Origin of the sequence: Pseudomonas sp. NEEL19 (assembly GCF_028751975.1) — a bacterium.
In the GTDB taxonomy this organism is placed as follows: Bacteria; Pseudomonadota; Gammaproteobacteria; order Pseudomonadales; family Pseudomonadaceae; genus Aquipseudomonas; species Aquipseudomonas juntendi.
Genome location: NZ_CP081491.1, coordinates 680,152 through 693,445, shown reverse-complemented (window position 1 = coordinate 693,445; position 13,294 = coordinate 680,152). Strand labels below are relative to the sequence as shown.

At 63.6% G+C, this 13,294-nt stretch carries 1 protein-coding gene; it reads right to left on the bottom strand.

Translation table 11 applies throughout. The features are described from left to right. Positions 1–33: 33 nt before the first annotated feature. Positions 34–13,278 (bottom strand): DUF4347 domain-containing protein, encoded by a 13,245-nt coding sequence (locus K4A76_RS03140; protein ID WP_274411515.1) that lies wholly within the window; start codon positions 13,276–13,278, stop codon positions 34–36. Positions 13,279–13,294: the final 16 nt, after the last annotated feature.

Here is a 13,294-nt window from a genome sequence, read left to right as displayed (position 1 = left end):
GTACGGCATGTTGATCATGTGTTGTGCTGTATTTCATACCTGCCGTCCGATCTGCGCCGGTTGGGCCAAGGCCTGAGCCAGGTCGCGCACCTGGCGCAGTTCGCTTTCGTTGAGTTGCTGCAACTGCTGGCTGAAGCTCGGCGCGCCAAACACCCCGCGCAACCCTTGCTCGAGTTCGGCCGGGCGCCACTGGGTGCCGTTGAACACATTCAGTGCGCTGACGCCGGGTACATCGTGGTTGAAGATGGCCGCCAGCGTACTACTGCCAAACACGCTGTTGCCGCCATTGCCAAAGCCTGCAAAACCACTCTGCCCGGCACTGCTGTCGCTGCTGCCGAATACCTGGGCGATGAAGCTTGGGGCACTGCCCCCATTGGCGAGGAAGATCGTGCCCAACGGCTGCAAGTCGCCGCCCACACTGCGCACCTCGAACAACGATGCCGGCAGCAACGGGGAAACCCCTGCATTGGCCGGCATGCCAGGCACTTGCGGCTGCAACTGCACAGCTTGCGGTACGTCAACCGGCTGCGGCGGGTTCAGGCGGTATTGCAGGTCACCCACGTCTTGCGCCTGCGTGCTCTGTGCCGGGCTCACCAAGCTGGTCGCCAGGGTATTGCCGGCGCTGTCCTGGATACCACTGCCCAAGGCATTGAGGCTCAAGGCCAAGGCGCCCTGGCCGCGCAAGTTACCCACCACGATGCGGTAGGTGGTGGCATCGATGCGCTGCACGGTCTGCACGTCCCCGCTGGCACTGCTGGTGCCCAGCACGCTGAAATCGCTGGCATCTACGCCCGATACCGCCTCGTCGAAGGTCAGGGTGAAGCTGATGCTCCGATCAGTTGGCAGTACCGGCCCGTCTACCACGATACTGCTGGCTCGCGGTGCGCGGGCATCGACCAGAATGCCTCGGGTATCGTCGACGTTGTTCAGGGTGGCTTGTGCCTGGTTGCCGCGGGCATCGCGAATGCTGCCGCCATTGAGGTCGATGGCAGTGCCGACACTGAGGCTGTTGTTGCCCGCCATGCCGCTGGTGACATTGAGGCGGAACACCAGGCTGTTGCTACCCGACCCGGCCAGGTAGTCGGCGTATGCCACGCGCCCGTCATCCAGGGTGATAGCCAGGCGCGGTGCACCGTCACCTGTGTCCACCAGCACCGCTTCATCGGTGCTGACGATAAAGTCCAGGTACTGGCCAGCGACATAAGTGCCGCTAACCGGCACAGCCACGTCGGTGACAGACGGCGCCACACGATCGACACTGTAGACACTACCGGCCAGGCCACCCCTGACTGGGTTGCCGGATGCATCCTCAATGCCGGTACTGCTGGGGTTCAGGTCCAGGCGCACGTTACCGGCACCGGCCAGGCTGTCGACGGTGACGATGTACGTGCGACCATCCACCTGTTGCACCCCTGCGATGCGGCCGCTCGCGCTGCCGGTAAAGGCCAGGGTGAAGTCGGCACTGTCCACGCCGGACACGCTTTCGTCGAAGGTCACCGTGTAACGCAGCGTGCCAGCGTTGGTAGGCGTCGTGTCGACGCGCACGATGTCGCTGACCTGCGGTGCGGTGGTATCGATGATGATGCCGCTGCCCGTGCCAGGGTTGCCAAGCGCCAGGTTCAGGGCATTGCCAGCCGCGTCACCGAGCGTGGCGCCGTTCAGGTCCATGCTTGCGCCCAAGGCCACCCCCCCGCTGGCGTTGTTGCCGGGCTCAATGGTGTAGGCGAACACCAACTGCGCGCTACCAGAGCCGGAAACGTACTGTGCATAGCGGGTCACCCCGCCCAGCACCAACGCCAGGCGTGGGGTGCCGCTGCTGGTATCGACCAGCACGGGCTCGCTGGTACTGACGGTGAAGGTCAGCACATCGCCGGCCTTGTAGTTGCCATTAGCCGGCAAGCTGACCCGGTCGATCACCGGGACGATCGCGTCTACCTGAACGCCACTGCTATCGGCAATGCCGTTAAGCGCTGGATCAGCGTTATTGCCGAGCGCATCGCGTAGCGTGCCGCCGTTCAGTTCGATGGCACTGCCAAGGGTGATGCCATCGCTGTCCTGCTGGCCGCTGGCGATTGTCAGCCGGAACACCAAGGCCGTGCTACCCGAGCCGGACAGGTATGTGGCGTAGGCGATTTCGCCATTATCGAGGGTAACCTTGATGCGCGGGGTGCCATTGCGGGTATCGACCAGGGTCGCTTCGCCGAGGTTTACGGTGAAGTCCAGGTTCTGCCCCGCTACATAGCTGCCACTGGCCGGCACGCTGACACTGGTGACCAACGGCGCAGTGCGGTCCACTGCATAGGTTTCACCGACCAGGCCGGTGTTGATAGCGTTGCCTGCCGCATCAGCGATGCTCGTACCGCTGCTGTTGAGGGCCAAGGTGACACCACCAGTGCCGGTGAGGCCCGCTATGACCACGGTGTAGGTCCGGCCGTCGACCTGGGTCACGCTGGCCAGGCTACCTGCCGCAGTCCCACCATAGCTGACGGTGAAGTCGCTGGCGTCCACGCCGCTCACATCTTCGCTAAAGGTAACGGTGTAGCTGATCGAGCTGCCATTGGTGGGCGTGGCATCGGCGCGTACGATGCTGGTCACGCTGGGTATCACGGTATCTACCAGCACGCCTGCACTGCCGACAGCGCCCAGCGACAGGGCCAGGTCGTTACCCGCAGGGTCCTTGATGCTGCCGCCGTTGAGATCGATGCTGCCGGCCACTGCGATGCCGTCGGCATCGTTGTCACCAGCTTGCACGGTGTACTCGAACACCAGCGCGCCATTGCCCGCACCAGATACATAGCTGGCATAACGGGTGACACCGCCCACGGTCAGCGCCAGGCGCGGCGTGCCGCCCGTAGTATCGACCACAACACCTTCACTGGCATTGACGGTGAAGCTCAGGACGTCACCCACCTTGTAGCTGCCGTCTTGCGGCAAGCCCACGCTGTTGACCACCGGCATTACAGCGTCCACCTGCACGCCACTGGTGTCGCCGACGTTGTTCAGTACCAGGGTGGTGTCGTTGCCGACCGCATCGCGCAAGGTGCCGCCGTTCAGTTGAATGACGTTGCCCAGGGTGATGCCGTCGCTATCGACCTGGCCGGTGACCACGCTCAGGCGGAATACCAGCGCAGTGCTGCCGGAGCCGGACAAGTACGTTGCGTAGGCGACTTCGCCATTATCGAGTGTGACCTCGAGACGCGGCGTACCAGCGCTGGTATCGACCAGGGTCGCTTCACTCAAGTTGACGGTGAAGTCCAGGTTTTGCCCGGCCACATAACTGCCGTTGGCCGGTACGCTGACGCTGGTAACCGACGGTGAAGTGCGGTCCACTGAGTAGGTTTCACCGGTCAGGCCCGCACCCACGGCATTGCCCGCTGCATCAACGATGCCCGTCCCGCTGCCGTTCAGGGCCAGCGTGACATCGCCCTCACCCGTGAGGTTGTCGATCACTACGGTGTAGGTCCTGCCGTCGACCTGGGTCACGCTGGCGAGGCTACCGCCCGCAGTTCCGTCATAGCTGACGGTGAAGTCGCTGGCGTCCACACCGCTGACATCTTCGCTGAAGGTAACGGTGTAGCTGATCGAGCTGCCATTGGTGGGCGTGGCATCGGCGCGCACGATGCTGGTCACGCCCGGCACCACGCTGTCCACCAATACGCCAGCGGTACTGCCGATTGCGCCCAGCGACAGGGCCAGGTCGTTACCCGCAGGGTCCTTCATGCTGCCGCCGTTGAGATCGATGCTGCCGGCCAATGCGATGCCGTCGGCATCGTTGTCACCGGCTTGCACGGTGTACTCGAACACCAGCGCGCCATTGCCCGCACCAGATACATAGCTGGCATAACGGGTGACACCGCCCACGGTCAGCGCCAGGCGCGGCGTGCCGCCCGTAGTATCGACCACAACACCTTCACTGGCATTGACGGTGAAGCTCAGGACGTCACCCACCTTGTAGCTGCCGTCTTGCGGCAAGCCCACGCTGTTGACCACCGGCATTACAGCGTCCACCTGCACGCCACTGGTGTCGCCGACGTTGTTCAGTACCAGGGTGGTGTCGTTGCCGACCGCATCGCGCAAGGTGCCGCCGTTCAGTTGAATGGCGTTGCCCAGGGTGATGCCGTCGCTATCGACCTGGCCGGTGACCACGCTCAGGCGGAACACCAGCGCGGTGCTGCCGGAACCGGACACGTACGTTGCGTAGGCGACTTCGCCATTATCGAGTGTGACCTCGATACGCGGCGTACCAGCGCTGGTATCGACCAGGGTCGCTTCGCTCAAGTTGACGGTGAAGTCCAGGTTTTGCCCGGCCACATAACTGCCGTTGGCCGGCACGCTGACGCTGATAACCGACGGTGCAGTCCGGTCCACTGCATAGGTTTCACCGCTCAGGCCCGCACCCACGGCATTGCCTGCTGCATCAGCGATACCGGTCCCGCTGCCGTTCAGGGCCAGCGTGACATCGCCCTCACCCGTGAGGTTGTCGATCACTACGGTGTAGGTCCGGCCGTCGACCTGGGTCACGCTGGCCAGGCTACCTGCCGCAGTCCCGCCATAGCTGACGGTAAAGTCACTGGCGTCCACGCCGCTCACATCTTCGCTGAAGGTAACGGTGTAGCTGATCGAGCTGCCATTGGTGGGCGTGGCATCGGCGCGTACGATGCTGGTCACGCCCGGCACCACACTGTCCACCAATACGCCAGCGGTACTGCCGACTGCGCCCAGCGACAGGGCCAGGTCGTTACCCGCAGGGTCCTTGATGCTGCCGCCGTTGAGATCGATGCTGCCAGCCACTGCGATGCCGTCGGCATCGTTGTCACCAGCTTGCACGGTGTACTCGAACACCAGCGCGCCATTGCCCGCACCAGACACATAGCTGGCATAACGGGTGACACCGCCCACGGTCAGCGCCAGGCGCGGCGTGCCGCCCGTAGTATCGACCACCACGCTTTCGCTGGCATTGACGGTGAAGCTCAGGACGTCACCCACCTTGTAGCTGCCGTCTTGCGGCAAGCCCACGCTGCCGACCACCGGTACTACAGCATCCACCTGCACGCCACTGGTGTCGCCGACGTTGTTCAATACCAGGGTAGTGTCGTTTCCGACCGCATCGCGCAAGGTGCCGCCGTTCAGTTGAATGACGTTGCCCAGGGTGATGCCGTCGCTATCGACCTGGCCGGTGACTACGCTCAGGCGGAATACCAGCGCAGTGCTGCCGGAGCCGGACAAGTACGTTGCATAGGCGACTTCGCCATTATCGAGTGTGACCTCGAGACGCGGCGTACCAGCGCTGGTATCGACCAGGGTCGCTTCACTCAAGTTGACGGTGAAGTCCAGGTTTTGCCCGGCCACATAACTGCCGTTGGCCGGTACGCTGACGCTGGTAACCGACGGTGAAGTGCGGTCCACTGAGTAGGTTTCACCGGTCAGGCCCGCACCCACGGCATTGCCCGCTGCATCAACGATGCCCGTCCCGCTGCCGTTCAGGGCCAGCGTGACATCGCCCTCACCCGTGAGGTTGTCGATCACTACGGTGTAGGTCCTGCCGTCGACCTGGGTCACGCTGGCGAGGCTACCGCCCGCAGTTCCGTCATAGCTGACGGTGAAGTCGCTGGCGTCCACACCGCTGACATCTTCGCTGAAGGTAACGGTGTAGCTGATCGAGCTGCCATTGGTGGGCGTGGCATCGGCGCGCACGATGCTGGTCACGCCCGGCACCACGCTGTCCACCAATACGCCAGCGGTACTGCCGACTGCGCCCAGCGACAGGGCCAGGTCGTTACCCGCAGGGTCCTTGATGCTGCCGCCGTTGAGATCGATGCTGCCGGCCACTGCGATGCCGTCGGCATCGTTGTCACCAGCTTGCACGGTGTACTCGAACACCAGCGCGCCATTGCCCGCACCAGATACATAGCTGGCATAACGGGTGACACCGCCCACGGTCAGCGCCAGGCGCGGCGTGCCGCCCGTGATATCGACCACCACGCTTTCGCTGGCATTGACGGTGAACGTCAGGACGTCACCCGCCTTGTAGCTACCGTCTTGCGGCAAGCCCACGCTGTCGACCACCGGCACTACAGCATCCACCTGCACGCCCCTGGTGTCGCCGACGTTGTTCAAGGCCAGATCGGCGTTGTTGCCGATTGCATCGCGCAAGGTGCCGCCGTTCAGTTGAATGGCGTTGCCCAGGGTGATGCCGTCGCTATCGACCTGGCCGGTGACCACGCTCAGGCGGAATACCAGCGCAGTGCTGCCGGAGCCCGACAAGTACGTTGCGTAGGCAACTTCACCATTATCCAGCATCACTTCGATACGCGGCGTGCCACCCGCGGTGTCGACCACCGTGGCCTCGCCCAGGTTGACGGTGAAGTCCAGATTCTGGCCGGCCACGTAGCTGCCATCGGCAGGCACATCGACACTGATCACCGCAGGTGCCACGCGGTCGACCGTGTAGGCTTCCCCGACAAACCCGCCCGAGATGGCATTCCCAGCCCCATCGACAATCCCGGTGCCGGCTGCATTCATGCCCAACCCAAGGGTGCCAGCACCCGTCACACCGCTGACCGTCACGATGTAGCTGGCGTTGTTCAGGTTGTAGATGTCGGTGATGGTGCCATTGGCGCTGCCGGTCAGTACCAGCGCGAAGTCAGCCAGGTCTACCCCGGAAACCTCTTCACTGAATGTGACGGCAAACTGCACCACTTCGCCACCTGTTGGCGAGGGCGTGCTGCGCAGCATGGCGACTACAGCCGGCGCCTGGGTATCGATCCACACGCCCGCCGTACTGCCGACGTTATTCAACGCCAGTTGCATGGCATTGCCAGCCGCATCGGTGATGCTGCCGCCGGCAGAGTCCAGGCTGGTGATGCTGATGCCGTTGGCGTCGGTATCACCCGCCTGCACCGTGTACTGGAACACCAGGCTGGAACTACCGTTGCCCGCTACCAGCGTGGCGTACTGGGCAACCCCACCCACCTCCAGGGCCAAGCGCGGTGAACCGCCGACGAACACCACTTCGCTGGTGTTGACGGTAAAGCTCAGCACATCGCCGGCCTTGTAGCTGCCGCTTGCCGGCACCAGCACACTGGCCACGCCCGGCACCACGCCATCTACCAGTACGCCGCTGCTGTTGCCAGCGGTAAAGGCCGTATCGCTGGCATTACCAGCCAGGTCGGTCAAGCTGCCGCCATTGAGCTCGATGCCGCCAGCCACGGTAATGCCATTGGCATCCAGCTGGCCGGCGGCGACCACCAGGGCAAACTCCAGGGCGCTGGTGCCGCTGCCAGCCAGGTAATCGGCGTATGCAATACCGCCCGTATCCAGGGTCACTTGAATGCGTGGGGTGCCGCCAGCAGTGTTCACGACCACCGCCTCGCTGAAGTTGACCGTGAACCTCAGGGCATCCCCCAGACGATAGGTGGCATCTGCTGGCAGCACCACGTTGGTGATACTCGGGGCCACACCGTCGACGATGATGGCCTGCTGACCAGCCAGCGAATCGGCGCCACCGACGGCCGGCAGGGTCAGTATCGCCACATGACCGCTGGTGCCCTGCAGGGTCGAGCCGTTCAGCGCCAGCGCGGCAGTGCTGGCGTAGTCGAGGTCGGCGCTGACGTCCCCGGCTTGTACGGTGTAGCGGAACACCAGTTGGTTGCTGCCCGAGCCACCGATATACGCCGCCTGGCGATCGATGGCACCGGTTTCCAGCAGCAGGGTCGGGCTTCCGCCGCTCTGGTCGACCACCACTGCGCTGTCGAAGTTGACCAGGATGTCGATCTGGTCGCCAACTTTGTATGTGCCGTCGCCAAACCCCGCCGCCACGCTCGTGACCGCCGGGTTGGCTGGCGCAATGGTGATCGACAGCGTGTCTACGTCGCTCTTGATACCGCCACTGCCGCTGTATCCCTGGTCGTTGCTTTCGAAAGTGATGGAGCCGACGCCGTTGAAGCCGGGCTGCGGCGTGAACGTCAGGCCGTTCAAGGCGGCATTGATGGCCGCCAGGGTACCGCTGAACGTCATTGCACTGTCGCTGGCGCCGTCGCCGAGGCTGAAGGTCAGCCCTGCGAGCGAACCAAGGGTCATCAGCCCGTTGCTGGCCGTCAGGGCCAGCTGCATGACGTTGCCGCCGATATCCACGTCGGTAATGCTGATCAGGTTGCCATTGGCGTTGTTGAACACCAGCGCGCCGTCCTGCTGCACGGTCTGGGCGACGGGGAGGTTGTTGACTGGCGCATCGTTGACCGCCGCAATCACCAGCGCGATGTTGGCGTTGACCTGCAGTGCACCACCACTTCCGGTGTTGCCGTTATCGTTGATCGAGATCGACATGGTCTTGACCCCGGTCGCGTTCGGCGCGCCCAGGAAGGTCAGTCGACCGTTGCTGACCAGGGTATTGATGTCGGCGACGGTACCTTCCAGTGTGATGGCGTTGCTGCCATTGGCGCTGACGGTGACCCCGCTGCTGCTGGTAGCCGTGAAGGTGCCATTGCCGCTGGCCACGCTGAACACCACCCGGACGCTGCCGGTGCCGGCGTCGACATCGCCAAAGGTGACACCGGCCAGGGATTTGGGCACGTCCTCGGTGACATTGATGCTGACCGGACCACTGATGGTCGGCGAGTCGTTCACCGGTGCCACGTCGAGGGTCAGGCTGCGCGTGTCGGTGCCGACGCTGGCGGTGTCCACGCTCAGGCCAAGGGTAACGCTGGTGTTGGCGTTCAACGCCGTTGTGTACTTGAGGCTGCCGGCTGCAATGAAGTTGTTGATTGCCGCCAGGCTACCGCTCAGCGTCAATGCCGACCCGCTGCCGGCAACGGTAACACCGCTACCGCTGGTGGCGCTGAGCGCGCCGGAGGCCACGGTCAAGGTCAGCGTGCCACTGCTGGAGTCGACATCATTCAGGATGATGCCGGTGATCGGCGACGCACTGTCCTCGGTTACCGTGACATTGCTGGGTGCGCTGATCAGCGGTGCGTCGTTGACTGCGGTGAGGGTGATGCTGCGGGTCACCACGTTGGAGTCCAGGCCGCCGTCGTTAACCGTGATCAATGCCGTGCGGGTACTGAGGGTTGGGGTGTCGGAGCTGTTGCTGTAGGTGACCGAACGCAATGCTTCCTGGAACTGCGCCTGGGTTGCGGCCCCAGCGGAGGTCAGGGTAAGCACGCCTGTCATGGCATCGAAACTGCCGGTGATGTCGCCCATGGTGGCCGGGTTGGCGGTGAAACCCAGGGTATCCTCACCGAGGATGTAGTTGCCACCCAGGCTCACGGTCGCCGAGCTGATGCCCGGGCCATCCGGGTCAGTGATGACGATACCGCTGTCGATCGCTACCGGGGTAGACGTAACATTGTTGCCCTCGGTCCAGTTCACAGTGCCGCCGCTGCCAGTAAGCACAGGTGCGTCGTTTACCGCCGTTACCAGCACACTGGCGGTATCGGTGGCGCTGGAGAACGCACCGCTGCCGCCAAGGCTGCTGATGTTCGTGTGCAAGCCCTGCAGGCCCTGGGCTTCGGTCTGGTCCCAGGCGCGGTAAGCGATGGTGGCGGTCTCGCCATGCACACCATCGGGCACGAAACGCACACGATCGACCGGGCGCAGCAGCAGTGCGGCGGTGTCGGATGCGCTGCCGATATCGTTCCAGCTGGCACCGGCGTTGGTGCTGTACTGCCACCTGCCGTAGGTGCTGGTCATGCCCGTGACGGCGATACCCTGGAGCGCGCCATTGTCCACATCGGTGACACCACCGAGCAGCGAGCTGACCGGGTCGCCGGTATTGCTGGTGGCGGTGTCGGTCAGACCGGTCAGGGTCGGGTTGACCGAGGTCAGTACTGGTGCATCGTTGACCGATGTGACCACCAAGGTGGCCTGGGCGGTGCCTGTGGAAAATGCGCTGGCGCCGCCATTGCTCGTGGTGTCGGCGGTGCTGCGCATGCCGTTCGCCGACGCCCCACCAATGGTGTTGTCCCAGGCGCGGTAGGTGAAATCGACGTTCTCGCCGTTGGCGCCGTCGGGGATGTAACGCACCTGGCTGCTGGCGCTCAGCAGCAAGGCACTGCTGCCCGAAACACTGCCGAAATCGGTCCAGGCCATGCCGTCAGTGGAGTACTGCCAAGTGCCACGGCCGGTGGTGGCAGTGATGGCGATGCCAAACGCCGCGCCGCCCGTGTCCACGTCATTGGAGGCCGCGCTGGCGAGGATACTGGCAACGCCCACGGCGGTGCTCGAGGTGTCTTCGGTGGACGGGGCGATCACGTAAGGGCCACCGCTGAGGGTGGGGGCGTCGTTGACCGCTTGCACGGTGATCACACTGGCGATATTCGGCGTGGAGGTGTTATTGCCACCGTTAGTGGCCCCACCGCTGTCGCGCACCTGGGTCAACGTCACTACCCGCGCAGCACCACTCGGGGCGCTGCTCTCATTATGGTAGGCAATGCTGTTGATGATGCTCTGCGCGGTGGCGGTGGAGTAATTGTTGCCGAGGATGTCGAGGGTGACTGTACCTGTACCTGAAACCAGCACAATCAGGCCGTTGTTGCTGGTGAATGCGGTGCCACTGACCAGGGCCACGGCCGTACCGTCGATGATCAGCTTCTCGGATGCCCCGTCGGCCACACCGGCCACAGTCACCTGCAGGCCTATGATGCTCTGCCCAGGCTCGACGGTGTCTATCGCGATACCACTGAACACGGTGACGGCAGCGCCATGTTCGACAAATGTCGGGTTGCTGCCGGCGCCAGTGACGACAGGCGCATCGTCGACCGCCAGCACGTTGACGGTAACCGACGCGGCTGTGCTGGTAGTGCCGGTCTCGTCGGTGACGGTGACGCTGACAGTGCGCGCGCCACTGCTCGGGTCAGTGGTGTTGCTGTTGTTGTACACCAGGCTCTGCAGCAACGCCGATACGGCGGCGGGGCTGGCATTGGCGTTGAGGGCAACGACCAGCGGGTTGCCGCTGGTGCCGCCGGTGAAGGTCCCGATGATCACGCCGCTGTACAGCACGCTGTTGGCTGATGTCGAGATCTGCCCGGCAGCCGTGCCAGTACTGAAGATCGACAGCACATCCTGGTTGTCTATACCACCCGAGGTGAGCGCCACGCGCACGTTGCCGCCGCCGAACTGGGCGGAGTCGGCATCGGTGACCACGGCGTTGCCGCTCTGGTCGAGCAGCACCCCGGAGCTTTTTTCCACATAGGTGACGGTATCGCCATTGAGGTTGGCGATTACCGGCGCGGCGCTGGTGGCGGTGACGAAGTTGAGCGTGGTGTTCCTGCTGATGCCCAGGTACACCTTGCCATCGGCATTGACGAACGTCTTCGGGTCGATACGCACGGCGTAAGCGGTACCCTGGGCCAGATCGGAAGGGTCGATGATCCAGGTGTTGCCGCTGCCGATGATGCTGGCAGAGGTTACATCGATGGTCTGGACGATGGTGTTGTCCGAGGTGCGCACGATGTAGATGTTGCCGCTGCCCTTGGTGACACTCTCGTTGAACGTCAAGGTGATGTTGGCGCCAGGTGAAACGTTCAGCGCGTCGTCTGCCGGGCTGGCGCTGATCAGCCTGGGCGCGGAGCCGCTCTGGAAGTAGACGCTGGCAGAGACCCCTGCTGCAGAACCGATCAGGTCGCTATCGCCGTCGCCGTCGAAGTCGCCGGTACGGAAGTTGGTGAAGCCGAAGTCGACCATGGTCAAGCCGGCGAACGGCGAAGCAGAGCGGGCAACCGTGCTGAAGGTGCCATCGCCATTGTTGGTGGCGTAGTTCCAATCGGTGCCGTTCGCGCCAACCTGCCAGAACAGGTCGGCATCACCGTCCCCGTCAAAATCGCCCCAGATGGTACGCCCGCCGAACGTCGCCGCAGGCGCGTTGGTCGCCACCTGCGTGAATACGCCGCCAGTGTTGCGGTACAGAATGGGGCTTGAGTTGTTCGCCACATAGAGGATGTCGAGGTCACCATCCCCTTCGAAATCTACCACCCGATAATTGAAAGTGCTGTACGGCGACAGGCTGAAGGAGGCAAAGGGCGAGGCGGCCTGAACCATGTCGGTGAAAGTGCCGTTGCCGTTGTTCTGGGCATATCGCCAGGGGTTGGCGGAGTCTACGGTACCAGGCTGATAGAGGATGTCGGCCGCGCCATCGCCGTTGAAATCGCCCACCACCAGGCGCACGCCGAATTGCGTGCCATTGAAGCCGCTGGCGGTTTCGCCGGTGAACACCCCGTTGTTGTTGCGATACAAATAGGCCGGGCCGGTCGTGTTGCTGACACCCAGCACATCGAGGTCGCCATCGTTGTCGAAGTCGGCGGTGTAATAGTTGGTACCGTTGGTGGCGGCATCGAGCAGCACGACGCCAGCAAAAGGCGACTGCGCCTGGTCGACCACGGTGAAGCTACCGTCGGTGTTGCCGGCCGCGAACTTCCATGCACTGCCGGCACTGCCAACCTGGTACAGGATGTCATCACGGCCGTCACCGTTGAAGTCGCCGATGACCATCTTCGGCAGGTTGCCCGACGCCAGCACCGGTGCAGTGGGGTTGGCACCACCGGTGAAGCTGGCAGCCAACAAGCCTTGATAGCCGCCCAGCTGCGCCCCGAGCGCGGTGCTTTCAATCAGCCCGCTGGTACGCTCGAGGCTCCAGTTGCCACCCAAGTCCACGGCACCCGTATCGTCGGCCGAGGCCGCCACATCGGCACCGGTAATGGCCGACAGCTCATCGATGAAGGCCTGGCCCTTGGCCGTTTCACCGACATTGCAACCGTACAGCAGCAAATCACCGTCGGCCTTCAATGCCGAGCCAATGCTCTGCAGTGCCGCCCGATGCTCGGCCAGGTTGTTGCTTGCCAGCCATACGTTGCCCATCTGCACGCTGCCATCGGCACCGTGAGACAGCAGATGAATGGCATCCAGCCCTTCGCGGCCATTGAGGTAGTCGGCCATCTGTTGCAGGCCATCCTTGGCCGGGTCGAGGATGACCACTTCGGCGTTACCCGCCAGCCCTTGCAGCAAGCCTGCGACATCGGCCACCTGGCCGTCGACGAACACGACCTCGTTGCGTTGGTTACCCTGTTCACTGGGCGGCGTGGCAGCCTGCTGGTCATTGGCTACCGTGCTGTCCTTGGCCGGCGTGGTTGCCGCCTCGGTGGTCGCCGCAGCATCCTGGGCAACCACCCCCACAGAGGCATCGAACATGATCCGCGGCTCCAGGGCCATCAGCAATGGCGGCTGCGCGCCGCCTCCAACCACTGGCTTCGATGCCCGTTTGCGCGAGAAACGTTCGATGAATTTCATGCAGCACCTCCTGGTG

Bases quoted from the DNA above. Each gene is read 5' to 3' on its own strand.
- K4A76_RS03140 (WP_274411515.1), bottom strand. From the start codon at position 13,278: ATGAAATTCATCGAACGTTTCTCGCGCAAACGGGCATCGAAGCCAGTG.